At 71.8% G+C, this 25,919-nt stretch carries 23 protein-coding genes and 1 riboswitch; of the genes, 12 read left to right on the top strand and 11 right to left on the bottom strand.

What is annotated here, in order from left to right:
• Positions 1-16: 16 nt before the first annotated feature.
• Both AC3RJ7_RS03590 and glyA read right to left on the bottom strand, forming a co-directional pair.
• Positions 17-898 (bottom strand): bifunctional methylenetetrahydrofolate dehydrogenase/methenyltetrahydrofolate cyclohydrolase, encoded by an 882-nt coding sequence (locus tag AC3RJ7_RS03590; RefSeq protein WP_491454455.1) that lies wholly within the window; start codon positions 896-898, stop codon positions 17-19.
• A 94-nt stretch (positions 899-992) separates the two neighbouring features.
• Complete coding sequence (glyA, locus tag AC3RJ7_RS03585) at positions 993-2,267, bottom strand: serine hydroxymethyltransferase (RefSeq protein WP_491454454.1); 1,275 nt, start codon at positions 2,265-2,267, stop codon at positions 993-995.
• 65 nt (positions 2,268-2,332) lie between these two features.
• A riboswitch (ZMP/ZTP riboswitch) is annotated at positions 2,333-2,414 on the bottom strand.
• Between the two features lie 167 nt (positions 2,415-2,581).
• Here glyA and AC3RJ7_RS03580 point away from each other — a divergent pair.
• Complete coding sequence (locus AC3RJ7_RS03580; protein WP_491454453.1) at positions 2,582-4,228, top strand: beta-N-acetylhexosaminidase; 1,647 nt, start codon at positions 2,582-2,584, stop codon at positions 4,226-4,228.
• Positions 4,229-4,490: 262 nt separating this feature from the next.
• On the top strand, positions 4,491-5,321 hold the full coding sequence (locus tag AC3RJ7_RS03575) for an endonuclease domain-containing protein (RefSeq protein WP_491454452.1): 831 nt from the start codon (positions 4,491-4,493) through the stop codon (positions 5,319-5,321).
• Between the two features lie 183 nt (positions 5,322-5,504).
• Here the strand turns inward: AC3RJ7_RS03575 and AC3RJ7_RS03570 are convergent, their stop codons facing one another.
• Genes AC3RJ7_RS03570 through AC3RJ7_RS03560 form a run of 3 tightly spaced genes read right to left on the bottom strand, consistent with a single transcriptional unit; the run spans position 5,505 to position 8,726 of the window.
• Entirely contained in the window at positions 5,505-6,434 is a 930-nt protein-coding gene (locus AC3RJ7_RS03570) for a carbohydrate ABC transporter permease (RefSeq protein ID WP_491454451.1), read from the bottom strand.
• Positions 6,431-7,432, bottom strand: coding sequence for a carbohydrate ABC transporter permease (locus AC3RJ7_RS03565; RefSeq protein ID WP_491454450.1), 1,002 nt, complete (start codon positions 7,430-7,432; stop codon positions 6,431-6,433). Before AC3RJ7_RS03565 ends, AC3RJ7_RS03570 begins: the two co-directional genes overlap by 4 nt.
• A gap of 46 nt (positions 7,433-7,478) precedes the next feature.
• On the bottom strand, positions 7,479-8,726 hold the full coding sequence (locus tag AC3RJ7_RS03560; RefSeq protein WP_491454449.1) for an extracellular solute-binding protein: 1,248 nt from the start codon (positions 8,724-8,726) through the stop codon (positions 7,479-7,481).
• A 396-nt stretch (positions 8,727-9,122) separates the two neighbouring features.
• Between AC3RJ7_RS03560 and AC3RJ7_RS03555 the strand changes: the two genes are divergently transcribed.
• The 9 genes from AC3RJ7_RS03555 to AC3RJ7_RS03515 all read left to right on the top strand — a co-directional run bounded on the left by AC3RJ7_RS03555 (position 9,123) and on the right by AC3RJ7_RS03515 (position 18,643).
• Positions 9,123-9,992 carry an SIS domain-containing protein gene (locus AC3RJ7_RS03555; protein ID WP_491455222.1) on the top strand — a complete coding sequence of 290 codons (870 nt, stop codon included), beginning with the start codon at positions 9,123-9,125 and terminating at the stop codon, positions 9,990-9,992.
• Positions 9,993-9,996: 4 nt separating this feature from the next.
• Positions 9,997-11,010, top strand: a complete 1,014-nt coding sequence (locus AC3RJ7_RS03550) for an ROK family protein (RefSeq protein ID WP_491454448.1) — start codon at positions 9,997-9,999, stop codon at positions 11,008-11,010.
• The gene (locus tag AC3RJ7_RS03545; RefSeq protein WP_491454447.1) at positions 11,007-12,002 is read left to right on the top strand and encodes a 1-phosphofructokinase family hexose kinase; all 996 of its coding nucleotides are present in this window, start codon (positions 11,007-11,009) and stop codon (positions 12,000-12,002) included. The genes AC3RJ7_RS03550 and AC3RJ7_RS03545 overlap by 4 nt, the downstream gene beginning before the upstream one ends.
• On the top strand, positions 11,999-12,859 hold the full coding sequence (locus AC3RJ7_RS03540) for a class II fructose-bisphosphate aldolase (protein WP_491454446.1): 861 nt from the start codon (positions 11,999-12,001) through the stop codon (positions 12,857-12,859). Before AC3RJ7_RS03545 ends, AC3RJ7_RS03540 begins: the two co-directional genes overlap by 4 nt.
• Positions 12,856-13,641, top strand: coding sequence for a DeoR/GlpR family DNA-binding transcription regulator (locus tag AC3RJ7_RS03535; protein ID WP_491454445.1), 786 nt, complete (start codon positions 12,856-12,858; stop codon positions 13,639-13,641). The genes AC3RJ7_RS03540 and AC3RJ7_RS03535 overlap by 4 nt, the downstream gene beginning before the upstream one ends.
• Positions 13,642-14,814 (top strand): N-acetylglucosamine-6-phosphate deacetylase, encoded by a 1,173-nt coding sequence (gene nagA, locus AC3RJ7_RS03530; protein ID WP_491454444.1) that lies wholly within the window; start codon positions 13,642-13,644, stop codon positions 14,812-14,814. It begins immediately after the preceding gene.
• Positions 14,815-15,441: 627 nt separating this feature from the next.
• A complete protein-coding gene (locus tag AC3RJ7_RS03525; protein ID WP_491454443.1) occupies positions 15,442-17,310 on the top strand; it encodes a sigma-70 family RNA polymerase sigma factor in 1,869 nt (622 codons plus the stop codon).
• A gap of 27 nt (positions 17,311-17,337) precedes the next feature.
• On the top strand, positions 17,338-18,210 hold the full coding sequence (gene purU / locus AC3RJ7_RS03520; protein ID WP_491454442.1) for a formyltetrahydrofolate deformylase: 873 nt from the start codon (positions 17,338-17,340) through the stop codon (positions 18,208-18,210).
• Positions 18,211-18,253: 43 nt separating this feature from the next.
• Positions 18,254-18,643, top strand: coding sequence for a YrdB family protein (locus AC3RJ7_RS03515; RefSeq protein WP_491454441.1), 390 nt, complete (start codon positions 18,254-18,256; stop codon positions 18,641-18,643).
• A 49-nt stretch (positions 18,644-18,692) separates the two neighbouring features.
• Here AC3RJ7_RS03515 and AC3RJ7_RS03510 read toward each other — a convergent pair whose 3' ends face one another.
• Positions 18,693-19,748: a hypothetical protein gene (locus AC3RJ7_RS03510; RefSeq protein WP_491454440.1), complete on the bottom strand. Its 1,056-nt coding sequence runs from the start codon at positions 19,746-19,748 to the stop codon at positions 18,693-18,695.
• 153 nt (positions 19,749-19,901) lie between these two features.
• Here AC3RJ7_RS03510 and AC3RJ7_RS03505 point away from each other — a divergent pair, with 153 nt between their 5' ends.
• Positions 19,902-20,492: a TetR/AcrR family transcriptional regulator gene (locus tag AC3RJ7_RS03505; protein ID WP_491454439.1), complete on the top strand. Its 591-nt coding sequence runs from the start codon at positions 19,902-19,904 to the stop codon at positions 20,490-20,492.
• Between the two features lie 99 nt (positions 20,493-20,591).
• Here the strand turns inward: AC3RJ7_RS03505 and nagB are convergent, their stop codons facing one another.
• The 5 genes from nagB to AC3RJ7_RS03480 are packed head-to-tail and all read right to left on the bottom strand — an operon-like array spanning position 20,592 to position 25,798.
• Positions 20,592-21,377, bottom strand: a complete 786-nt coding sequence (gene nagB, locus AC3RJ7_RS03500; protein ID WP_491454438.1) for a glucosamine-6-phosphate deaminase — start codon at positions 21,375-21,377, stop codon at positions 20,592-20,594.
• Positions 21,362-22,333 (bottom strand): ROK family protein, encoded by a 972-nt coding sequence (locus AC3RJ7_RS03495; protein ID WP_491454437.1) that lies wholly within the window; start codon positions 22,331-22,333, stop codon positions 21,362-21,364. Before AC3RJ7_RS03495 ends, nagB begins: the two co-directional genes overlap by 16 nt.
• The gene (locus tag AC3RJ7_RS03490) at positions 22,330-23,862 is read right to left on the bottom strand and encodes a glycoside hydrolase family 3 protein (protein ID WP_491454436.1); all 1,533 of its coding nucleotides are present in this window, start codon (positions 23,860-23,862) and stop codon (positions 22,330-22,332) included. Before AC3RJ7_RS03490 ends, AC3RJ7_RS03495 begins: the two co-directional genes overlap by 4 nt.
• Positions 23,859-24,815, bottom strand: coding sequence for a carbohydrate ABC transporter permease (locus AC3RJ7_RS03485; protein WP_491454435.1), 957 nt, complete (start codon positions 24,813-24,815; stop codon positions 23,859-23,861). Before AC3RJ7_RS03485 ends, AC3RJ7_RS03490 begins: the two co-directional genes overlap by 4 nt.
• Positions 24,812-25,798, bottom strand: coding sequence for a carbohydrate ABC transporter permease (locus tag AC3RJ7_RS03480; RefSeq protein WP_491454434.1), 987 nt, complete (start codon positions 25,796-25,798; stop codon positions 24,812-24,814). The genes AC3RJ7_RS03485 and AC3RJ7_RS03480 overlap by 4 nt, the downstream gene beginning before the upstream one ends.
• Positions 25,799-25,919: the final 121 nt, after the last annotated feature.

Here is a 25,919-nt window from a genome sequence, read left to right as displayed (position 1 = left end):
GCGCGGGGTCCCTGCCTCAGGCGACGCGCAGCTCGGCGGCCTTCACGACGTTCGCGAGCAGCATCGCGCGGGTCATCGGCCCGACCCCGCCGGGGTTCGGCGAGAGGTGGCCCGCGACCGCCGCGACGCCGGGGTCGACGTCGCCCGTGAGCCGGCCCTTGCCGGTCTCCTCGTCCTGCACGCGGGTGATGCCCACGTCGAGCACGGCCGCGCCGGGCTTGATCCACTCGGGCTTCACGAGGTGGGGCACGCCGACGGCCGCCACGACGATGTCGGCACGGCGCACCTCAGCGGCCAGGTCCTGCGTGCGCGAGTGCGTGAGCGTGACGGTCGCGTCGAGCCCCTTGCGCGTGAAGAGCAGTCCGAGCGGACGGCCGACCGTGAGGCCTCGGCCGATCACGGTGACGTGGCGCCCGCGGATCGGCACGTCGTAGCGCTGCAGCATCTCGACGATGCCCGCAGGCGTGCACGGGAGCGGCGAGTGCAGCTCGCCCTCGATGCCGAGCACGAGCCGACCGAGGTTCGTGGGGTGGAGCCCGTCGGCGTCCTTGTCGGGGTCGATGAGCTCGAGCATCGCGTTCTCGTCGTGCCCCGCGGGCAGCGGCAGCTGCACGATGTACCCGGTCACCTCGGGGGCGGCGTTGAGGTCGCGGATCGCCGCGCGCACATCGGCCTCGGTCGCCGTGACCGGCAGGTCGACGCGGATCGACTCGATGCCCACCTCGGCGCAGTCGCGGTGCTTGCCCGCGACGTACGAGCGCGACGCCGGGTCGTCGCCGACGAGCAGCGTGCCGAGGCCGGGCGTCACGCCACGCGCCTTCAGCTGCGCGATGCGGCCGGCGAGTTCGTGCTTCACGGCGGACGCCGTGGCGACCCCGTCGAGGGTGATGGCGGTCATGGGGCTCCTCGGTGGGCGAGCGGGTGGGCGAACGGGCGGATGCCTCGGGGCGGGCGTTGCGCCGGGGCGACGATCGCCGCCCCGGCGCGATGGCCTACTGCTGCAGGCCGGGGTAGAGCGGGAACGCGGCCGTGAGCGCCTCGACCCGGGCGCGGAGCGCCGCGACATCCGCCTCGCCCTGCAGCGTCAGCGCGATGATGTCGGCGACCTCGGTGAACTCGGCGTCGCCGAAGCCGCGGGTCGCGAGCGCCGGCGTACCGATGCGCAGGCCCGAGGTGACCATCGGCGGGCGCGGGTCGAAGGGCACCGCGTTGCGGTTGACCGTGATGAGCGCCTCGTGCAGCAGGTCTTCGGCCTGCTGGCCGTCGATCTTCGAGTTCCGGAGGTCGGCGAGCACGAGGTGCACGTCGGTGCCGCCCGTCAGCACGTCGACGCCGGCGGCGCGCGAGTCGTCGGCGGTGAGGCGCTCGGCGAGGATCTTCGCGCCGCGGAGGGTGCGCTCCTGGCGGTCCTTGAAGTCGGCCGATGCGGCGATCTTGAACGCGGTCGCCTTCGCGGCGATCACGTGCATGAGCGGGCCGCCCTGCTGCCCGGGGAACACGTTCGAGTTGAGCTTCTTCGCGAGCTCCATGTCGCGCGACAGGATGAAGCCAGAGCGCGGGCCGCCGATCGTCTTGTGCACCGTCGACGAGACGACGTCGGCGTGGGGCACGGGGTTCGGGTGCAGGCCGGCGGCCACGAGACCGGCGAAGTGCGCCATGTCGACCCAGAGCTTGGCGCCGACCTCGTCGGCGATCTCGCGGAAGGCCGCGAAGTCGAGCTGGCGGGGGTACGCCGACCAGCCGGCGATGATGACCTGCGGGCGGTGCTCGAGGGCCTTCTCGCGGACGACGTTCATGTCGACGAGGAAGGTCTCGGGGTCGACGCCGTACGCGACCGCGTTGTAGAGCTTGCCCGAGAAGTTGAGCTTCATGCCGTGCGTGAGGTGCCCGCCGTGGGCGAGCTCGAGGCCGAGGATCGTGTCGCCGGGCGTCGCGATCGCGGAGAGCACGGCCGCGTTCGCGGTCGCGCCCGAGTGCGGCTGCACGTTGGCGTACTCGGCGCCGAAGAGCGACTTCGCGCGCTCGATCGCGAGCGACTCGGCGACGTCGACGTACTCGCAGCCGCCGTAGTAGCGGCGACCGGGGTAGCCCTCGGCGTACTTGTTGGTGAGCACGGAGCCCTGCGACTGCAGCACCGAGACGGGAACGAAGTTCTCGCTCGCGATCATCTCGAGGTAGTCGCGCTGGCGACCGAGTTCGAGCTCGAGAACTTCGGCGATCTCGGGGTCGACCTCGGAGAGGGGCGCGTTGAAGACGGATTCGGCCAAGACTGGCTCCTTCATGACGTACGGACCTTAAGGGGTGCTGCCTCTGCGACTCGCGCGGAGGAAGGCGTACCGGCCCAGGCGTGCGGTCGGTCCGTACCAGTCGCTCCCCGATGGGAATCCATCTCAACGCCAGTCGCGACGCGAGCAAGCATAGCAACGGATGCCTCCGGCCGCCGCCCGTTCGCGGGGCCGGCGCGGTCGGGAGGCGGCGGACGACCGGCCCGTCGGTCTTCCGCCCGCTCGCCGTTCCGTGGCAGGATGTCCCCCGAGACCTTTTCGTCAAGATTCCTATCTTTCGCGTCCAGGAGGCACCGATGCCGAGCGCCACCGTCCGCACCGCCGTCGCCGTGGCCGCCTCGCTCCTCGTGCTCTCCGGCTGCTCGGCCGACCCGGGCGACACCGGGTTCGCCGGCATCGTCCCGGCCCCGGCCCGGTTCGAGCTGACCGACCGCGGCGACTTCACGCTCGGCGAGCGCACGCGGTTCATCGTCTCGGGCGAGGGCGCCGCCGCCGTGGCCGAGACGTTCGCGACGCCGCTCCGCGCCGCGACGGGCTACGACCTGCCCGTCGAGACCGGCTCGGCCGAGGCATCCGACATCGAACTCGTCATCGACCCCGAGGTGCAGGGCGACGAGGGGTACACGCTCGAGAGCGGCGCCGACGGCGTGCGGATCGCCGCCTCCGCGCCCGCCGGACTCTACTGGGGCACGCAGTCGCTCCGGCAGATGCTGCCCGGCGAGATCGAGGCGGTCGGCGCCGACGCGCCCGAGGGCGGCTGGCGGGTGCCGGCCGCGTCGATCGCCGACCGGCCGCGGTTCGCCTACCGCGCCTCGCTCGTCGACGTCGCACGCCACTTCTTCCCGGTGGAGTACGTCCTGCAGCACCTCGACCGCATGGCGCTCATGAAGCTGAACGTGCTGCACCTGCACCTCACCGACGACCAGGGCTGGCGCCTGCAGATCGACTCGTGGCCCGAGCTCACGGGCATCGGCGCCTCGACCTCGGTGGGCGGCGACGGCGGCGGCTTCTACACGAAGGACGACTACCGCCGCATCGTCGAGTACGCGGCCGAGCGGTTCATCACGGTCGTGCCCGAGATCGACCTGCCCGGGCACACGAACGCCGCGCTCAGCGCGTATCCCGAGCTCAACTGCGACGGCGTCGCGCCTGCACCGTACGAGGGCATCGAGGTCGGCTTCTCCACGCTGTGCGCCGACCCGGCGCGCGCCGAGGCGACCGACCGCTTCCTCGCCGACGTGCTCGGCGAGGTCGCCGAGATGACGCCCGGCCCGTGGATCCACGTCGGCGGCGACGAGCCGCTCGCGACGGAGCCCTCCGACTTCCTCGACCTGACGCGACGCATCACCGCCGCTGCCGCCGCGACGGGCAAGACCGTGATCGCGTACCACGAGATGGGCGCCTCGAGCGAGCTGCCGCCCGGCACGATCGGGCACTACTGGGACCTGACCGCCGCGCACGAGATGCCCGCGAACCGCCGCGACGAACCCGTGCGCCCGTACCCCGAGTCGGCCGGGCAGGCGCGATCGTTCCTCGAGCAGGGCGGCCGGCTCGTGCTCGCGCCGGCCGACACGACGTACCTCGACATGATGTATCCCGACCGGCCCGTGGGCCCGCTCGGCACCGAGCTCGGCACGCGTTGGGCCTCGACGATCACGCTCGAAGAAGCTTACGCGTGGCAGCCCGAGGAGACGGTCGAGGGGCTCGACGAGGCCGACATCCTCGGCGTCGTCGCCTCGGTCTGGACCGAGACGCTCTCGAACGCGGCCGACTTCGAGTTCATGGTGTTCCCCCGCATCGCCGCGATCGCCGAGGTCGGGTGGTCGCCCGCCGACGCGCGCGACGAGGAGGGCTTCCGGTCGCGGCTGCCGACGCTCGGCGCCCACCTCGACGGCCTGGGCGTCGCCTACCGCGAGGTCGGCGGGGTCGACTGGGCGGAGTAGCCGCGGCCAGGTCGGCGGGGCCGACTGGGCCGAGTCGCCCCGGCCAGCGTCGCGTGCGCCCGCGCCCCTGCTGCCGCGGTCGGTTCGCTCGGGAGGAGATCGCACGATCGGGAGGGCGGAATCGGCGATCGGGTCCTCCCGATCGTGCGATCTCCTCCCGTCCGGCTTCCCCGCTCGTCCTCGACAACGATGATCCGCGCAGATTCTCCTCAGTACGCGCCCTGCGACGGTCGCGGCGGACGACGCGACCGATGATTGCGGGATGGAGCTCGAGCACTGGATCGACCGGCGGGGCGGCGTCGCGCACGTGCACGACGCCCTCCGAGCAGGCTTCACGCGTTATGCGATCCGTTCGGCGATCGCGTCCACCAGCATCGGGCGGGTGCGCCGCGACTGGTTGCGCACCGCCCGCCCGAAACCGGGCTTGCTGCGCGCCGCCGGTTCGGGCGGTCGGCTCGCCTGCCTGACCGCCGCCGCGCATCACGGGGTGTGGACGCTCGAGGACGGCCGCTTCCACCTCGCCGTGCCCCCGCACTCGGGTCACGCGCGCCCGGGTGACGCAATCGTGCATTGGAGCTCACGCCCGCTCGCGGTCGGTCGCTACGCGCTCGTCGAGCCGATCGCGAATGCGCTCTGGCAACTCGCCGACTGCCAACCGTTCGAATCCGCGCTCGCGACGTGGGAGTCCGCGGTCCGCAAGCGTCTCGTCGCCGTCGACCTGCTCGAGCGGCTGCCGATGCGCAGTGCGTCCGGGCGGCGCGTCCTCGAGGCGTGCTCGCAGTTGTCGGATTCGGGCATCGAGTCGCTCCCGGTCGCGAGGCTCGCGCGCATCGGCGTCATCGTTCGGCAGCAGGTTGCGATCGACGGGCACCCGGTCGACGGCCTCATCGGCGACCGGCTCGTGCTCCAGATCGACGGCTACGGATTCCACCGGTCGGCCGAGCAACGGCGACGCGATATCGCCGGCGACCGGCGACTCCGGCTGATGGGCTACACGGTCTTCCGCTACGACTACCAGGAGGTGCTCTTCGACTGGGATCGCATCGAGCTGGAGGTCTGCACGGCGATCGCCCAAGGGCTTCACCGCGGGTGACGCGCGTGCGCGGGGAGGAGATCGCACGATCGGGAGGACGGAATCGGCGAACGGGTCCTCCCGATCGTGCGTTCTCCTCCCGATCGGCGTGAGCTCGGTGGCCCGCACCGGGTCGCCGCCAGGAACGACGACGGCGGATGCCTCGGGGCCCGAGGCATCCGCCTGCCGTGTGCGCGGCGCGCGCTACTTGACGCTGCCCGCCGTGAGGCCGCCGACGAGGCGCTTCTCGATGAGCATGAAGAGCACGACCACCGGGATGATCGCCACGATCGAGACGCCGAACACGTACTGCCAGCTCGTCGAGTACTGGCCGACGAACTTCGTGAGCGCGACCGACATCGGCTGGTTGCCCGCCGTCGACAGAATTACGAGCGAGGCCGCGAACTCGTTCCAGCACGCGACGAAGGTGAAGACGATCGCCGTCACGATGCCGGGCCACACGAGCGGCAGGTTGATCTTGAAGAGCACCGTGAGCCGGCCCGCGCCGTCGATCTGCGCGGCCTCGTCGACCTCCTTCGGGATCCCCGCGAAGAACGAGTGCATGATCCACACCGCGAAGGACAGGTTGAATGCCGCGTTGATGAAGATCATCGCCGCCCAGGTGTCGATCATCCCGAGCGTCGTGAACTGCCGGAACAGGCCCGAGGTGAGCACGGCCGGCTGCAGCATCTGCGTGACGATCACGAGGAACAGGAACACGAAGCGGAACGGGAACCTGAAGCGCGCCGTGTAGTACGCGGCGGGCAGGGCCACCGCGAGCACGAGCAGCGTCGCGAAGACGGAGATCACGATCGTCGAGATCATGTTCTGCGGCAGCGGCGTCTCGGGGGTCGACCACATGTCGATGTAGTTCTCCCAGTGCCACTCCGTGGGGAAGTAGGTGGGATCGACCGAGAGGATCTGCGACTTCGTCTTGACCGAGCCGAAGAACATGATGAGGTACGGCACGATGAAGACCACGAGCACGATGAGGCCCGCGAACATGCGCAGGAGCACGCGGCCGAGCGAGACCTGGTCTTCGGTGTACCGACGCTTGCGGGGCGGCGTCTGACCGCCGGATGCCCCACGGCCGGTGTCGCTCGCGAGCATCGCGCGGGTTTCGGTGACGGTCACTCGCCGACCTCCTTCATGGGCTTGACGACCTTCACGTAGATCGCGACGATCACGATCACGATCACGAAGGCGACGACCGAGAGCGCCGAGGCCACGTCGACCTTGTGCTGGTTCTGGATGTACTTGAAGATCATCGTCATGATCGTGTCGGCGTCGTAGCCGGGGATCGAGCCGGTCATCACCCTCAGGATCGGCAGCGAGTTGAACACGTTGATGATGTTGATGAGCACGGCGACGCTGAGCGCGCCGCGCAGCTGCGGCAGCACGATCGTGAAGTAGGTGCGCACGGAGCCCGCGCCGTCCATCTTCGCGGCCTCGAGCGTGTCGCCCGGGACGGTCGCGAGGCCCGCGAGGATCGTGTACGTCGTGAACGGCAGCGACACGAAGATGGCGACGATGATCGACCACATGAACGCGGTGGTCGGGTTCTTCGTCCAGCCGTAGCCCTCGGGGGTGTCGACGAGCCCGATGTCGACGAGGAACTTGTTGATGATGCCGAAGTACGGTTCGAGGCCGTAGTAGACGACCATCGTGGTCATGACGACCGAGGCCGCCCACGGGATGATGACGACGAGGCGCACGAGCTGACGGCCCGGGAAGGCCTTGTTGAGGATCTGGGCCAGGCCGAGCGAGATCACGACGGTGAACGCGACGACCACGACGACCCAGACGATCGTGCGGAAGAAGATCGGCCAGAAGTACGGGAACTGGAAGACCTCGACGTAGTTGTCGAAGCCGACCGATCCCTTGTCGAGCCCCGACAGCGAGATGTCGCGGGTCGAGTTGTAGAACATGACGACGGCCGGGAACAGCACGACGCCGAAGATGAGGATCAGCGCGGGGGTGATCCAGGGAAGCGCGGCCGCGAGGTCGCGGCCGCCGGGCTTGCCGCGGCGAGCGGGCTTCGCGCCCTTCCCGCCTGCCGGCGATCCCCCGGAACGGGGGCGGCCTGCGGCCGCCCCCGTCGGGTTCGGTGATGCGTCGGTCGTGGAGCTCATGGTGCGAGGATCACCGAACCCTTTCCGTGTGCGATCGAGACGAGCGTCAGCTCGCGTCGACCTGCGCCTGGATCTCGGTCAGCACGTCCTGGGCCGGCTTCGACTGGATCTGGCCGAACAGGGCCTTGAACGCACCGTCGGTGGCCTGCCACTTCGGGTTCGAGCTCGGGTAGAATTGCGCGTCGGGCAGCACCTCGAGGAACGGCGCGAGCGCCTCGTCGTCCTGCAGCTGCTCGGCGCCCGACTTGGTGACGGGGAGGAAGCCCTCGGCCTGCACCCACGGCACGTACACGTCGGCCGAGTAGTAGTAGTCGAAGAACTTCTTGATCGCTTCCTGCTTGTCGCCGTCGTTCTGGAAGGCCATGAGCTGGTCCATGACGCCGAGCGTGAAGGGCGAACCGTCCTGCGTGGGGATCGGGACGATCGAGTAGTTCAGGTCGGGGTTGCCGTCCTCGATCTGGCCGACCGTCGGCGGGAGGCCGACCTGCATGCCGATCTTGCCCTGGACGAAGATCTCCATGAGCGGGGTGCGGTCGGTCGAACCCGGGTCGGCCTGCGTGGCGCCCGCGTCGATCATCTTCTTGATCTGGTCGGCGCCGGGCAGGTTCTCGGGGATGTCGACCGTGATCTCCTCGGCGTCGCCGAAGGTGCCGCCGCCTCCCCAGAGCCACACGGCCGCCTCGGCCTGCGCCTCCTCCGAGCCGAGGGGCATGCCGTAGCCGGCCACGCCGCCGCCGAGCTTCGAGATCTTGGTCGCCGCGTCGAGCAGCTCGTCCCAGTTGGTCGGGGCCTCGACGCCCGCCTGGTCGAGGAGGTCGTTGTTGACGAACAGGGCGCGCGCCGACGCGATGAGCGGCAGGGCGTACGCGGTGCCGTCGACCTCGGCGTTCGCGAGGAACGAGTCCTGGAAGTCGCTGTAGGTGTCGTCGGAGACGACGTCCTTCGTCTCGTAGAGCAGGCCGTCGGCGGCGAAGCCGGCGAAGGGGCCGCCGTTGTAGATGTCGGGCGCCTCACCGCCCTGGATCTTCGTCGTGATGACCGACTCGAGGTTGTCCCACGACTGGACCTCGAGCTCGACGTCGATGTCGGGGTTCTCCGCCTCGAAACCCTCGATGACCGTGTCCCAGTTGGCCTGGGTGGCGTCGGAGTAGCTCGGGACGAGCATGTTGAGCGTGGTCTCGCCGGAGGCGTCGCCGCCGTCGCCGTTGCCGCCGCCGAAACCGCACGACGCGAGCGTCAGCGACGCGGTGGCCGCGAGCGCGACCGCGGCGCCCAGGCGCAGTGACTTCTTCATTGAATGCTTCCTCACTCTGGTGGTCGGTGCACCAGCGGCGAAGGGTCACGCGCCGGTGCGTTCGCTCGAAAGCTGCAGCGATCGTGAAATCAGTTGCAGTTTCATGAACGTTTCGTCGAACAAACGATCAGGTGCGTTCATTCGACGCTGGGCAATCTATTCCGGATGCCTCACGGCCGTCAAGCCGCGGGAGCCATTTGTTATCAGATTTTGTTCAGATCCCTCACAAACCCCCCTTTTGCGGGATGGCATTGGGAAACGATCTTTTCCATGATCGGTGGACACGGATTGCAGTCATCTGCAATCATTGCTGCGTCAGTGCCCTGCTCCGCCGGGCTCGCCCATCGACTGGAGATCCCCGTGACCGTGCCCAGCGCATCCGCACCCGCCGCCCACATGGCCGCCGAGCTCGCCTCGCAGCCCGAGACGTGGGCACGCGCGGCCGAGCTGCACGACGAGCAGTCGCGACTCCCCCGCCGCGGCGAGCGCATCGCGGTCGTCGGCTGCGGCACGAGCTGGTTCATGGCGCAGTCCTACGCGTGGCTCCGCGAGTCGGGCGGCCACGGCGAGACCGACGCGTTCGCCGCCTCCGAGGCGTTCGCGCTCCGCGACTACGACGCCGTCGTCGCGCTCACCCGCTCGGGCACGACCACCGAGGTGCTCCAGCTCGTCGAGCAGCTGCGCGGAAGCGTGCGCACGATCGGCGTCATCGGCGACGCCTCGTCGCCGCTCGTCGACCTCGTCGACGATGCCATCACGCTGCCCTTCGCCGACGAGCAGTCGGTCGTGCAGACCCGGTTCGCCACCACCGCGCTCGCCCTCTTCCGCGCCTCCCTCGGCGAAGACCTCGCCCCCGCGATCGCCGACGCCGAGCGAGCCCTCGCGGCCGAGCTCGACCCCGCCCTCGTCGAGGCCGACCAGTACACCTTCCTCGGCCGAGGCTGGGGCGTCGGACTCGCCCACGAGGCGGCGCTCAAGATGCGCGAGGCCTCGCAGTCGTGGACGGAGTCGTACCCGTCGATGGAGTACCGCCACGGCCCGATCGCGATCGCCGCCCCGGGCCGGGTGACCTGGCAGTTCGGCGAGGCGCCCGAGGGGCTCGCCGCCGACGTCGCCGCGACCGGCGCGCGGTTCGAGACGAGCTCGCTCGACCCCATGGCCGACCTCGTGCGCGCGCAGCGCGTCTCCCTGGCCCGCGCGATCGCCCGCGGGCTCGACCCCGACCAGCCCCGCAACCTCACGCGCTCCGTCATCCTCGAGGGCTGACCCCATGACCGCTGAGCCGACGAGGAACGGCCCGCCTCCGCTCGGACCCGGTGCCGCGGTGCTCGCGTTCGACGTGGGCGGCACCGACACCAAGTCGGGCCTCGTGGATGCCTCGGGCCGTGTGCTCGGGCTCCGGCGCACGCCGACGCCGCTCGATGCGACCGACCCGGCGGGCGCGATCGTCGCCTCCTTCGCCGAGCTCGCCGCGGCGCTCCGCACGGACTCGCCCGGCGTCGTGCCGGTCGCGGCGGGCGTGAGCGTGCCGGGGCTCGTCGACGAGGCGAGCGGCATCGGCATCTTCTCGTCGAACCTCGGCTGGCGCGACGCGCCCATCCGCGAGCTCGCCGAGCGCGCCCTCGGGCTGCCCGTCGCGTTCGGCCACGACGTCCGCGCCGCAGGCGACGCGGAGCACCGGCTCGGCGCCGCACGCGGCTACGACGACGCCGTCGTGCTCGCGATCGGCACCGGCATCGCGAGCTCCATCCTCATCGGCGGGCGTCCGTACGCCGGCGGCGGCTACGCCGGGGAGTTCGGGCACTCGCTCGCCGACCCCGCCGGCGAGCGCTGCGCGTGCGGGGCCATCGGCTGCGTCGAGACGATCGCCTCGGCTGGGGCGATCGCGCGGCGCTATGCCGCGGCGACCGGCGAGCCCGTCGGCGGTGCGCGGGAGGTGCTCGACGCGGCGACCGCCGGCGATTCCACGGCGCGACGCATCTGGGACGACGCCGTCGAGGCGCTCGCCCAGGCACTCGCGCGGCTCGTGGCGAACCTCGCCCCCGAGGCCGTGGTCATCGGCGGCGGGCTGTCCCAGGCGGGGCCCGCCCTGTTCGACCCCCTCGGCGAGCGCCTCGACGCACTGCTGAGCTTCCACCGGCGGCCCGTGCTCGTGCGCGCCTCGCTCGGCGACGACGCGGGCCTGCTCGGCACGGTGCTCGCCGCCCGCGACCTCGTCGCGTCGGGCGGATCGAGCCGCGGCGCGGGCACGTCCCCCACCCGCACCGGGGAGCCGGTCTCGTGATCCTCACCGTCACCCCGAACCCCGCCGAAGACCTGACCTGGCACGTCGACGAACTCCGCCCCGGCCAGACCCATCGGGTGCCGGCCGGCGTCTCGCGAGCGGGCGGCAAGGGCCTCAACGTCGCCCGTGTGCTCGCCGCCCAGGGCCACGACGTGCTCGCGCTCACGACCGCGGGCGGAAGCGCGGGCGACCGCCTCGTCGCCGACCTCGAGCGCAGCGGCATCGCGCATCGCGTCGTACCGGTGGCCGGCGAGACCCGTCGCAGCCTCGCCTTCGTCGACGAGGCGACCGGCGAGACCTCCATCTTCAACGAACTGGGCGCACCGCTCGCGACCGCCGAGTCCGCGACGCTCCTCGCCGAGGCGGCCCGCCTGGGGCGCACGGCATCCGTCGTCGCGATCTCGGGCAGCCTGCCGCCCGGCCTCGACCCGTCCGATCTCGCCGCCCTCGTCGCCGAGCTGACCGCCGCGGGCGCCGCCGTCATCGTCGACACCAGTGGGCCGGCCCTCGTCGCCGCGGCACGTGCTGGCGCGACCGTGCTGAAGCCCAACCGCGACGAGCTCGCCGAGGTGACCGGCATCGCCGACCCGGTCGCGGGCGCGCACGCCCTCATCGAGGCCGGCGCCGAGCTCGTGGTCGTCTCGCTCGGCGCCGAGGGGCTCATGGTCGTCGCGGCGGCGGAGGCCGGAGGCATCCGGGCCCGCCTCGCCGAGCCGCTGCGCGGCAACGCGACCGGCGCCGGCGACGCCGCCGTCGCGGCGATCGCGGCCGCCCTCGCCGCCGCACCGACCCTCGCGACCGATCCGGCCGAGCGCGACGCACGCGTCGCCCTCGCGCGCCGCGCCACCGCGTGGTCGGCGTCGGCCGTGCTCATGCCGCTCGCGGGCGCGCTCTCGCCCGAGCACGCGAGCCTCGAGTCCCGGGTCGTCGTCGACATCGACGGCGACCCGGTGGACGTCCTCCCCGCCATCGACCCGGAAGCCACCGCATGACGCTCACGCCCACCCGCACCATCCTCGAGGCGGCCGCGGCCGCCGGCACCGGCGTCGGCGCCTTCAACGTGCTGCACCTCGAGACGGCCGAGGCCCTCGTGGGCGCGGCGGAGGACACGGGCCTGCCCGTCATCCTGCAGCTGTCGGAGAACTGCGTGCGCTACCACGGCGCGTTCGAGCCGATCGCCCGTGCGACGCTCGCCGTCGCGGAGGGGTCGAGCGCGCGGATCGCCGTGCACCTCGACCACGCCGAGGACGCCGGGCTCGCCCTGCGCGCGATCGACCTCGGCTTCGGCTCGGTCATGTACGACGGCGCGAAGCTCGACTTCGGCGACAACGTCGCGACCACGCAGCGGGTGGTCGCCGCGGCGGCGGAGCGCGGCGTGCTCGTCGAGGCCGAGCTCGGCGAGATCGGCGGCAAGGACGGCGCCCACGCCCCGGGCGTGCGCACCGACCCCGACGAGGCCGTGCGCTTCGTCGCGGAGACCGGCGTCGACGCCCTCGCGGTGGCCGTGGGCTCGTCGCACGCGATGACCGAGCGCGTCGCCGCGATCGACCTCGGGCTCATCGCACGCCTGCGCGCGGCCGTGCCCGTGCCGCTCGTGCTGCACGGCTCGTCGGGCGTGCCCGACGAGACGATCGTCGCCGGCATCGCGGCGGGCCTCACCAAGATCAACGTGTCGACCCACCTGAACAAGGCGTTCACGGGCGCGATCCGCGAGTTCCTCGCGGAACACCCGACCGCCGTAGACTCTCGCAAGTACGTCGCGGCGGGTCGCGACGCGGTGCGCATCGAAGCGGGCCGGATGCTGCGGCTCTTCGCCTCGGCCGAGGCCGGGAAGGACGGGAACGGATGAACCGCGCTGAACGGCTGAGCGCCGTGCTCGACCTCTTGGCCGACGGCGGTCAGGTCGAGGTCGAGCAGATCGTGGACCGGCTGAACGTGTCGCCCGCGACCGCACGACGAGACCTCGACGCCCTCGCGAGTCAGCAGCTGCTCACCCGTACGCGCGGCGGCGCGGTCGCCCACTCGGTCGCGTACGACCTGCCGATCCGCTACAAGAACCAGCAGAACCCCGAGTCGAAGGCGGCGATCGCCCGGGCGGCGAGCGCGATGGTGCCGCGCGGCGCCGTCATCGGGCTCTGCGGCGGCACGACGGCCACGGCGATCGTCGAGGCGCTCATGTCGCGCGCCGACATCATGGAACCCGCCACCGATCCGAGCCTCACCGTCGTGACCAACGCGATCAACATCGCCATGCAGCTGGCGATCCGGCCGCAGATCAAGACGGTCGTCACGGGCGGCGTCGTGCACGCGCGCTCGTACGAGCTCGTCGGCGCGTACACCGACGCCGTGCTCGGCAGCGTCACCCTCGACTACGCCTTCATCGGCGTGAACGGCATCGACCCCGCGATCGGACCGACGTCGCACGATGAACGCGAGGCCGCGGTCAACGCGCTCATGGCGTCGCGCGCGACGCACCCGGTGCTCGTGGCCGACTCGTCGAAGCTCGACAAGCGCGCCTTCGCGCAGATCGGGCCCCGCCGGCTGTTCTCGACGCTCATCACCGATTCGGGCGTCACCGAGGAGCAGTTGGCGCGTCTCGCCGACCACGGGTACGACGTTATCGTTGCTTAGGTGAGCACCCCCGAAGCTTCCTCGCCTTCCACCGTCATCCACTCGGCGCGTCTCGTGTCGGGCTTCGACAGCGTCCCCGACGCATGGGTGCGGTTCGAGGGCGACCGCATCGCGGAGCGCGGACTCGGCGACGGATGGCGCGCCGCGATCGACGGTTCCACGAGCGTCACGGATGCCTCGGGTCGGTTCCTCGTGCCCGGATTCATCGACCTGCACTGCCACGGCGCCGGCGGCGCGGCCGCCGACGAGGGCGACGAGGCGATCGAGCGCATCCTCGCGGTGCACAACGCGCACGGCACGACGCGCACGGTGCTCTCGCTCGTCACCGCACCGGTCGATCGGCTCGCCGAGCAGGTCGCCGCGATCGAGCGGTTCGCGGCGCGGGATCCGCGTGTGCTCGGCTCGCACCTCGAGGGGCCGTTCCTCGACGACGGCTTCCGCGGCGCGCATGACCCGGCGCTCCTGCGCACGGCCGACGACGACGCGGTCGACACGCTGCTCGCCGCGGCCGCCGGTACGCTGCGGCAGATCACGATCGCGCCCGAGCACGAGGGCGCGGCCGGGGCGATCGCCCGCTTCGTCGATGCGGGCGTCGTGGTCGCGGTCGGCCACACGAGCGCCGACTTCGGCACGGCGCTCGCGGCGTTCGAGGCCGGGGCCTCCATCCTCACCCATGCCTTCAACGGCATGCGCGGGATCCACCACCGCGCTCCCGGACCGGTGGTCGCGGCGATGCACGCCGACCACGTCACGCTCGAGATCATCAACGACGGCGTGCACGTGCACCCCGACGTGGTGAAGCTCGCCTTCTCCGGCGCATCCGGGCGGGTCGCGCTCATCACCGACGCGATGGCCGCCGCCGGAGCGGCGGACGGCGACTACATCCTCGGCTCGCTCGAGGTGGTGGTGGCCGAAGGCGTCGCGCGACTGCGGGAGGGCGGTTCGATCGCGGGTTCGACGCTCACCCTCGACGAGGCGCTGCGACGCACGGTCGTCGACTGCGGCATCCCGTTCGACCAGGCGATCGCGGCGCTCACCATGGTCCCGGCCGCCGCCATCGGGCGCGCGCACGACCTCGGCCGTCTCGACCGCGGCTTCGCCGCCGACGCGGTGCTGCTCGGCGACGAACTCGACGTGCAGGCCGTCTGGACCGCGGGCGCGCGCCTGGTCTGATCGGCGTTCACCGCTCCGCCAGGGCACGCTGCCGTGTTCCTGCGGTGTTCCCAGTGGCGTGTCCTCTGAAGCGTGGGGCGTGGGGCGGGACTGCCAGGGCGCGCTGCCGTGTTCCCCCTCGGGGTGTTCCCAGTGGCGTGTTCCCTGCAGGGTGGGGCGTGGGGCGGGGCCCCGAGGCGTGTTCCCCATCGCCTCCGGACCCCTGCCCGTTCGAGCGACGGCGCCTCCCCCGGCGCCACCGCTGCCCCGCCGGCGGGTACCCGGCGGCCATCTCGGTGTTCGGGTCGCCGAGACGGCGGTCTCGAGGGCGTGTTCATGCCCTCACCACATGAGACGGGGGGATCACGGTTCCATGACGCGACTTCCGGAGATTTTTTCTTCGGAATGATCCCGACCACGAATCGGAGGGCGGTGAACCGCCGGAAACCTCGGGCGTCGGCCGCGTCCCGGCTGCTCCTCGGTGACGATCGTGACCCAATTCGCGGCCGGGATCTGGTGGAATTGGTGGGTTCGCCGTTCCGCGTCATGAATTCCCCTGCGACGCGTCTCTTCAGTGGACGACCTTTCGCCCGCGCCGGGCGACGACCCGAACCACCGATCCGCCCCACCGACCAGAAGGAGCCGCGCGTGCCGCCCGTGCGCACCGATCACGCCGCCGACGCCGCGCTCATCGAGCGCACTCGACGGGGCGACTCCGCCGCCTACGGCGAGCTCTGGCAGCGGCATGCGGCCTCGGGACGCACGGTCGCGCGCTCGTACAGCTCCCTCGACCCCGACGACCTCGTCGCCGAGTCGTTCACCAGGATCTACGACGCGATCCTCGCCGGCAAGGGCCCGACGGCCGCGTTCCGGCCGTACCTCTTCACGACGATCCGCAACACCGCCGCGAGCTGGGGCCGCGCCAGGCACGAGACGAACCTCGAGACGCTCGAGTCCTTCGAGGACCCGGAGACGAACGAGGCGGCGACCCTCGAGGCGCTCGACCGCTCGACGACCGCGCAGGCGTTCCGGTCGCTCCCGACCCGATGGCAGGAGGTGCTCTGGTACAGCGAGGTCGAGGGCATGACTCCGCAGCAGATCGCGCCGCTCGTCGGCATGAGCGCCAACGCCACGGCGGCGCTCGCCTACCGCGCGCGCGAGGGCCTCCGCCAGGCGTGGATCCAGGCCCACCTCAAGAACGCCGTCGAACCCGAATGCCGGTGGACGATCGACCGCCTCGGCACCTACACCCGCGGAAAGCTGCGCACGCGCGACACGACCAAGCTCGAGGCGCACCTCGACGACTGCGCCCGCTGCACGATCGTCGCGGCCGAGGCGCGCGAGGTCGGCTCGCGCCTCGCACTCGTGCTCCTGCCGCTCGCGGCGGGCATCGGCGGGGCGACGGCCTACTCGGCCTGGCTCTCGCAGGGCGTGCCCGTGACGAACGTCGCGATGGGCGCCGGCGGCGTGGGCGCGGTCGGCGCAGCGAGCGCGGCCGGCGCGAGCGGGACCGCCGGCGCGAGCGGCGCGGGCGCCTCCGGCGCGGGCGGCACGGCCGCAGGGACGGGAGTCGCAGGAACGGTCGGCGGCACCGGCATCGCGATCGGCACCGGCGTGCTCGTGCTCGCCGCGGCGGCCGTCGCCGCGGCGGTGATCGTGCCGAGCCTCGTCCCGACCGAGGCTCCGGCCGCGGCCCCGGCGAACGAGGCCGTCGCCGAGGCGCCCGCCGCCGGCCCGGTCGAGGCGCCCGCCGCCGTGGCTCCGCCCGCGGACGAGCCGGCCGATGACGCTCCGAGTCCGGGCGATGCCCCTGTCGCGGACCCCGTGCCCGCACCGGGCACCCCGTCGCCGACCGCCCCGCCTCCGGCGCCGACCGAGTCGCCCGCACCGCCGCCGACGCCGACCCCCACACCCACCCCGACCCCGACCCCGGTCGACACCGAGGCGCTCGCACCGGCGGTCTTCGAGCCCGACACCGGCGGCGGACTCGTCGAACCCGTCGTCTCCGGCACCGCCGAGCCCGGTGCCTCGATCACCGTGAGCGACGGTGCGGCGACTGCCGGATTCGCGATGACGGCGCTGACGACCTCCGGGTGGCAGACGACCGCCGACGCGGACGGCGCGTGGTCGCTCACGCTCGACGGCGTGCCCGCCGGCGATTCGGTCTTCCGGGCCGTGCAGGTCGACGTGGCGGGCAACCGGTCCGAGGCGACCGAGTTCGCCGTGCACCTCGCGGAACCGCCCCGCCTGAAGCTGTTCGTCTGGAGGGGCGTGGTCTGGCGCATCGACGTGACCGACGGCATCGCCGGCGTCGACGCCGACCTCGTCGTCGACGGCGCGACCTGGCACTCGTTCGAGCTCGACCGGCGGGGGTCCGCACGATTCTGGCTCGCCGAGGACCTCGACGACGTGCAGACGATGACGGTGCGCCATCGCCTGGGCGAACGCGTCGGCCCGGCCGGACAGGCCGTCTTCTCGGGCGACGAGCCCGTCACGGCGGCACCGAGCGTCGGCTGAGGCATCCCGGGCCGGTAATCTGGGCGGATGACGACCGCTGCCGCGCCCGAACGCCTGTACCACTGGGTCGTGACCCTGAGCTGCGTCGACGGACCCGGAATCGTGCACGCGATCTCGGGGGCGATCGTCGCGTCGGGCGGCAACATCACCGAGAGCCAGCAGTTCGCGAGCCTCGACACAGGTCGGTTCTTCATGCGCCTGCAGGTCGAGTCGCCCGCCACGCGCCGCGAGTTCGAGGCGGCGCTCGAGCCGGTGACCGAGCGCTGGAGCATGCAGTGGCACCTCGACGAGGTCGGGCGGCCGTTGCGCACGCTCGTGCTCGCCTCGACCGCCGGGCACTGCGTCAACGACCTGCTCTTCCGCCAGCGCGCCGGGCAGTTGCCGGTCGAGATCCCGCTCGTGCTCTCGAACCACGGCACGCTGCGCGACCTCGTCGACTTCTACGGGGTGCCGTTCGAGTCGGCCCCCGTGACGAGCCCCGACGAGAAGGCCGCGTTCGAGCGTCGCCTGCTCGAGGCGATCGACGAGCACGACATCGAGCTCGTCGTGCTGGCCCGGTACATGCAGATCCTCTCCCCCGAGCTGTGCGAGACGCTCGCCGGCCGGTGCATCAACATCCACCACTCGTTCCTGCCGGGCTTCAAGGGCGCGAACCCCTACCGGCAGGCCCACGCCCGCGGCGTGAAGCTCATCGGCGCGACCGCGCACTTCGTGACGAGCGACCTCGACGAGGGGCCGATCATCGAGCAGAACGTCGTGCGGGTCGACCACTCGCGATCGGTCGCCGAGCTCGTCGCGATCGGCCAGGACGAGGAGAGCCGCACCCTCAGCCAGGCCGTGAAGTGGTTCGCCGAACGCCGGGTGCTGCTCGACGGCGCCCGCACGATCATCTTCCGCTGAGCCGCGCGGACCCGCTGAGCGGGCGCGGGTAGACTCGAGGGTTGTGAGCAACGCACCCCAGCCGGCCGCACCCCAGCCGGCCGAGCCCGCCCAGCCGAAGATCGGGCCGAACGACATCCTCCGGTTCTTCCTCGAGCTGTTCGCGATCGTCTCGCTCGGCATCTTCGGCTTCACCGAGTTCGCGCTGCCGTGGCCGGGCCTGCTCATCGGCATCGGCGCTCCCGCGCTCGCGATCCTCCTGTGGGGGCTCTTCCGATCGCCCAAGGCCGTCTTCCGGGTCGACGCGTTCGTGAAGGCACTCGTCGAGATCGCCGTGTTCTCGTCGGCGGCGATCGCGTGGTGGATCATGGGCCAGCCGATCGTCGCGGTCGTCTTCGCCGTCGTCGCCGCGGTGAGCGGCATCATCAACGGCCGCAAGGAGCTCGCGGGCTGACGCGGCCCGCACCGGCGTCCGCCGGGCGGGGTGCGTCGTGGGCGGCGCGTCAGGTCTCCGCGGCCGCCTCGTCGTCGGGCTCCGCGCCGCCCGCGGTGCGGAAGTGCCCGAGCACCGAGAGCAGCAGGCCGCCGACGGCCCAGCCGGCGAGCACGAGCCACGGGAAGGTCGTGTCGGCCGCCGGGAAGTACGAGAGCTCGCGGACGAGCGTCGCCGCGGCGCCCGGCGGGAACCACTGCCCCACGTCGCCCCACGGCTCGGCGATGAACTCCTTCGGGACGGTCGCGGCCGAGATCGGGTTGGCGAACAGCAGCATGACGACGGGCCCGACCGCGATGCCCGCCCGGCCGAACAGCGCGACGAACCCGGTGATCGGCGCGGCGATGGCCGCGAGCGCGAGCCCGATCGCGGCGGCGTTGAGCCAGTAGTCGCCCTGCAGTGCCCCGAACCAGCCCTGCAGGATGCCGGCGAGCACGAGCCCGCCGACCGCCGAGTACACGACGACGGCGAGCACGCGACGCATCGCCCCGATCACGACGAGCGAGATCGCGATGCCGCCGATCATGCCGCCGAGCACGAGCGGGAAGAGCGCGGCCGCGAGGCCCGTACCGCGCGGATCGCTGTCGGCGAGCGGCACGACATCGGTCACGGCGACCGTGATGTGCGGCGGCGGCGCGGGCGCGCCCGCGGCTGCCGCGGCCGCTGCGGCCTGCGCGTTGACCCCCTCTTCGAGGCCGGATGCCACGCCGCCGAGCAGCTGCGCGACGACGAGGCTCGAGGCCGACGAGGTGAGCACCTCGGGCTCCTCGCCGAGCACGACGGCGCCGTACACCTCACGGGATTCGATCGCGTCGACTGCGGCGTCGCGATCGTCGACCTCGGTGAACGCGATGGCCCCGGGCTGCTGCTCGTCGACGGCGGACTCGGCCGCGGCGACCGCCTCGGCGGGACCCGTGATGGCGATCGGCAGGTCCTTCGCCTCGGCGGTGACCGACGGCCACGAGAAGGCGAGCACGATGACGGCGACGACCGCGGCGAGCGCGACGCCCAGGCCGATCACTCGGCCGATCGGGGTGTGCCGGTTCTCGGCATCGGTGTGTGGCATGGTCTCCTCCGCCCTGGTGCGCCCGTGCGCGGCCGGGTCGGCCGACGGTCGCATGACGACTACTCAAAACGAATGTTCGTTCTTTATAAGAATGCTCTCGGCGCCTATGCTTGTCAAGAACGTTCATTCTGTTTGCGACCGAGGGGGATGCCGATGCCGAAGGTGACCGCCGAGTACCGGGCCGCCCGCCGCGACGAGATCCTCGACGCAGCGCTCCGCGCGTTCACCGAGCAGGGCTTCCAGCGCACCTCGATGGCCGACATCATCGCGGAGTCGGGGCTGTCGGCGGGGGCGATCTACGGGCACTTCGCGGGCAAGCGCGAACTCGTCGCCGCGGTGGCCGCCAGAACCCTCGAGGCCCGGCGCTCCGAGCTCGTCGCCCGCAGGGCGGAGGGGCGCCCCCTCTCCCCCGGCGAGGTCATGGCGACCGTCGTCGACGGCATGCGTCACGAGAAGTTCAGCCGGATCCTCGTGCAGCTGTGGGCCGAGGCGGCGCACGACCCCGAGGTCCGCGGCCTCGTGCAGGGCGTGCTGGCGCGCCTGCGCGCGACGCTGCACGACCAGCTCGTCGAGTGGGCCGAGGCGAACCCCGACCGCGTCGACGGCGACCCGTCGGCGTGGGCCGACCGGCTCACCCCCGTGCTCATCGCCCTCGGCCCCGGATTCGTCGTGCAGCGCGAGCTCGTCGACGGCTTCGACGAGGAAGGGTACCTCGCGGCACTGCCCGAGCTCCTCCCGCACTGAGGGCGGTCCGCCGCCCCGACGGCGCGGGCTGCGGCCCCGAAGACGGCGGATGCCTCGGAGCGACGTGCGCCCGAGGCATCCGTTCGATCCCGGCAGGGGTCAGATGCCCTGCCAGGCCGGCTTGTTCGCCCAGGCGTGCCGGTAGTAGTCGAGGTTCGCGAGCTTCGAGGCCGCGGCCGCGTCGACGATGACGGTCGCGTGCGGGTGCAGCTGGATGGCCGAGCCCGGCTGGCTCGCCGAGACGCCGCCCTCGACGGCCGCGGCCACCGCGTCGGCCTTGGCCTCGCCGAAGGCGAGGAGCACGAGGTGGCGCGCCCGCAGGATCGTGCCGATGCCCTGCGTGATGCAGTGCATCGGCACGTCGTCGGGAGCGTCGAAGAATCGCGCGTTGTCGATGCGGGTCGGCTCGGTGAGGGTCTTCACCCGGGTGAGCGACGCGAGCGACGATCCGGGCTCGTTGAACCCGATGTGCCCGGTGCGGCCGATGCCGAGGATCTGCAGGTCGACGCCGCCCGCAGCCTCGATCGCCGCCTCGTAGTCGGCACCCGCGTGCTCGATCGTCGACGGGTCGCCGTTCGGCACCCGCACGAGCTCGGGCGTGAGGCCGAGCGGCTCGACCACCTCGCGCGTGATGACCGCTCGGTAGCTCTCGGGATGTCCCGCGGGAAGGCCCACGTACTCGTCGAGCGCGAACCCGCGGACTCCGCGGACGTCGATCGACTCCGCGGCGATGCGATCGGCGAGGGCCCGGTAGCTCGCGAGCGGGGTCGAGCCCGTGGCGAGGCCGAGCACCGCGTCGGGCTTCCTCCGGATCAGCGCGACGATGGCGTCGGCGACGAGGTCGCCCGCGGCCTGCTCGCTGTCGACGATTACGACTTCTGCCATTGCTCTACTCCAACCAGGGCAGCGCCGACCGCTGCTGCCGGAAAACCGAGGGGGATGACCCGGACCCGCTCAGCGAGGTCCAATGAGGCCAGGAACGCCGAATCGGCGGCCCACTCGTTCAGGATACGGCGCGTGCCGTCGAGCAGCGGCTCGCCGAGCGCGGCGAGCCCGCCCCCGATGACGACGTCGTCGACATCGGCGGTCAGCACGAGCAGCCGGACCGCCGCGGCGACGCCCCAGAGGAAGCGCTCCCGCACCCGGATCGCCTCGGCGTCGCCCGCCCCGGCGGCCTCGAAGAGATCCCGGGCCGGCAGCTCGGCCGGCGTCGGCCAGGTCCTCGCGATCGCGGAGCCCGAGGCGAACGTCTCGAGGCATCCGTGCTGCCCGCACCCGCACCGGTCGCCGGCGGGGTCGACCGGGATGTGCCCGATCTCGCCCGCGACGCCGTGACCGCCGCGAAGCAGCCGCCGGCCCTGCACGATGCCCGCGGCGAGTCCCGTGCCGAGGTTGAGGTAGGCCATCGATCGCTGCTCGCCCGGCCGGTCGTCGCCGGGGGCGACGGAATTGCCGCCGAGGCCGAGCAGGTGCCGGGCGCCCAGCGCCGCCGCCTTGACGTCGTTCTCGACCCGCACGTCGACGCCGAGCCGGTCGGCGAGCCGGGGCCCGAGGTCGAGCCCCTCGAGCCCGAGGTTGACGGCATGCGCGACCCGGCCGGTCTCGTGGTCGACCGCGCCGGGGATGCCGATGCCGATCGACGTGAACGCGCCGATGCCGAGCCCCGAGAGCTCCGCCATCCGCTCGACCGTCCTGAGGGCGGTCTCGAGGACCGCCTCGGCGCCGAAGCCGGTGGGCATGCGCACCTGGTCGGTCAGTTCGCCGCCGTCGCCCATCGCGACCGCCGCCGTCTTCGTACCGCCGATGTCGATACCGAGCCGCACGGCGCCACCGATGCTCACCGGGCCGCCACCGGCGCGAGCGCGCCGTCGACGAACGCGAGCACCGCGTCGCCGACGAGGCGCGAGGCGCCGAAGGTCGCGACGTCCGCGTAGGCGCGGTCGTGCGAGGGCCAGCCCATGTCGATCGTCACGACGTCGTCGCGGAGCGCGCGGAGCTCGTCGATCGCCGCGCGGGCGAACGCGTGCCGGTGCAGGTCCTTGCCGATGACGAGCACCGAACCCGGCAGCGCGGCCGCGTCGGCGAGACCGGCGGTCTCGGCGATCGGCACGACCCTGGCCCGGCCGAGCCACGACGGGGTCTCGGCCACCGCCTCGGCCGCGAACGGCCCCCAGGGGGCGATGCCGATCGCGATGTTCGCGACGGTGTCGACGCGGATCACCGTGCCGATGCCGGAGGCGTGCGAGAGGCGTGCGCGCGCGTCATCCGACACCTCGAAGGCCGCGACCACGCGCGCGATCTCCTCGTCGTCGTGGGCCGGCTCGATGACCTCGGGGGCCGCCGGCCCGGCGGGCACCGCCGGCGCCGTCGTGCCGAGCGCGCGCACCCGCGCGGCGGCGTCGCGCACCCGCTCGGCGGGCAGCCGTCCGGAGCCGACGGCCTGCGCGACGGCCTCGACGATCTCGCCGATCTGCTCGTCGGTGTTGTCGGCCCCGATGCACAGCAGGTCGCACCCGGCGGCGAGGGCGCGCACAGCGGCTTCGGGTATGCCGTGCACGCCGCTCGCCCCCTTCATGTCGAGGGCGTCACTCACGATGACGCCTTCGAACCCCAGCTCCCCGCGGAGCAGGCCGTGCAGAATACGCGGGGAGAGGGTGGCCGGATTCTCCGCATCGAGGTGCGGCAGGAGGATGTGGGAGGTCATGATCGTGCGGGTGCCCGCCGCGATCGCCGCCTCGAACGGCGCGAGCTCGCGCTCGCGCAGCGTCTCGACCGGCACGTCGACGACGGGCAGGGCGAGGTGCGAATCGGTCGCGGTGTCGCCGTGGCCGGGGAAGTGCTTGGCGCTCGCGGCGATGCCCGTCTGCTGCAGCCCCTCGACCCATGCGGCCGAGTGCCGCGAGACGAGCTCGGGATCGGCGCCGAAGCTGCGCACGCCGATCACCGGGTTGTCGGGATTCGCGTTGACGTCGACGTCGGGTCCGAACGTCACCGTGCAGCCGGTCGCGGCGAGCGCGCGGCCGACCTCCGCCGCGACCCGGCGGGTGAGGTCGACCTCGTCGATGCGCCCGAGCACGGCGTTGCCCGGGAACGGTGCCCCGCGGTCGTAGAAGAGCCGCGTGACGTCACCGCCCTCCTCGTCGATCGCGATGACGGCGAGCGGGTTCGCCTCGCGCAGGCTCGCGTTGAGCGCGCGCAGCTGCTCGGGGTCGACGACGTTCTCGCCGAAGAGGCAGATGCCGCCGAGGCCGGCGCGCAGGCGGGCGAGCACCCACTCGGGTGCCACCGGCCCCGTGAAGGCCGGAAGCAGGGTCGTCAGGATGTCCCGGTGCAGCGTCGAGGCGTCACCGGTCGGGGTCGCGGCGCTCATCCCTTGACGGCTCCCGACACGAGGCCGCCGACCATCCGGCGCTGCACGAACAGGAAGAAGATGACGACGGGCAGCGTGATGAGGGTCGAGCCGGCCATCACCGCGCCCCAGTTCGTCGCCTCGGTCGCCGACTGGAACGCGTTCAGCCACGGCGGGAGGGTGAGGTTGTAGCCCTTCAGCAGGAGCAGCGCCATCAGGAACTCGTTCCAGCTCTGGATGAACGCGAAGATGCCGGTCGAGACGAGCGCGGGGGCCATGAGCGGGAAGGTGATCTTCCAGAAGGCCTGCGCCTTGGTGCAGCCGTCGATCATGGCCGCCTCTTCGAGTTCCTCGGGCACGCCCTTCACGAAACCGCGGAGCATCCAGATCGTGAACGGCACGACGGCGGCGAGGTGCACGATGAACAGGGCGAGCAGCGTGTTCATCAGGCGCCAGTCGTCGATCATGTTGTAGATCGTGAACATCATGGCCTCGCCGGGCACCATCTGCACGACGAGCACCGCGACGATGAAGAACACCCGGCCGCCGAAGCGGAAGCGCGTCAGGGCGATCGAGGCGAGGAAGGCGAAGATCGCGCCGACGACGACGACCGAGAGCGCCACGACGAGGCTCGAGCCGAGCGCGTGCGGGAAGTCGGTCTGCCCCGGCGCCGCCTCACGGGTCCATGCCGTGACGTAGTTCTTGAAGGTGAAGTCCAGCGGCAGGAGGTTCGGGTTGCGGCTGATGATCTGGTTCGACGGGGTGAACGACATGTTCACCATCCAGTAGACCGGGAACACCGAGCACATGATCACGACGAGCGCGAAGAGGTTGAGGCCGAGCCGGCCCACGAGCCCCTTGCGCCGGCCGGGGCGGCGACCACCGCGGCCGCCTCCGACCGTGGTCGCGGCGCGCGTCGACGTCGCGATCGAGTCGGGCTCTTCGGCGAGCTGCATTCCGGGACTGATGCTCACAGCTCGTCCTCGTCTTTCAGGGAGTTGCGGACGTTGAAGTAGGAGAGGCCCATGAGCAGGATCATCATGAACACGCCGATCGCGGCGGTCGTGCCGAACTCGCCGAGACCCTGCCGGAACAGGTAGGTCGGCAGCACGTTCGTCTCGCTCGCGAGGCCGCCCTGCTGCTGCAGGGAGTACACCTGGGTGAAGATGCGCAGGTTCCAGATCGTCTCGAGCACGAGCACCGCCGTGATCACGTTGCGCATGTACGGCAGGACGATGAGCCGGAACCGCTGCCAGGCGTTCGCACCGTCGAGGGAGGACGCCTCGATGACCTCGCCGGGCACCTGGCCGAGACCGGCGTAGAACGTGATCGCCACGAAGGGGACGCTCTGCCACGTGACGATGATGACGAGCACCATCATGAACGACCAGGGGTTCTCGAGCCATCCGTGGCCGCGCCAGTCCTGGGTTCCGGTGATCGTGTTGAGGGCCCAGTTGACGACGCCGTAGTCGGTGTCGAACATCCAGCCCCAGACGACGGTCGCCGTCAGCGGCGGCATCGCCCAGGCGAACAGGAGCGACACCGACACCGCGAGCCGCCAGCCCTTCGACAGCTTGGTCATCGCGAGGGCGATGAGCATGCCGAAGAGCACGATGAGCACCGTGAGCACGACCATGAGGCCGAGGCTGCGGACGAGCACCTGCGGGAACTGCGAGTCGGTGAAGATCTCGAGGTAGTTGTCGAACCCGACGAAGTCGGCCGGGGTGCCGAGCATCTTGTTCTTGATCTCGAGGTTCGTGAACGAGGTGATGAACATCACGATCGTCGGGTAGACGACCATCACGACGAGCAGGGCGATGCTCGGGCCGAGCAGCACCCAGGGAGCCCAGGGCAGCGGCTTCTTCTTGCGGGGGCCCTGCGAGCCCTTGGGGGGACGGGGTGGTTTCGTGGTCGGCGTGCGCGGCGCTGCGTCAGGCTCGGTGAGGGTTGCACTCATGGCTGCTCCTCCGGGGGACCGCGGGGGGACGCGGGTATGACTGATGGTACGACTCGCGGCACCGGCGCCGCTCGAGCTCTTCCCGGGGACGTGCCGGGTGGATTGCGGGGGCGGAGCTGTG

The sequence above is a fragment of the Agromyces solani genome, assembly GCF_058349925.1.
This window is presented reverse-complemented; position numbering and strand designations above follow the sequence as displayed.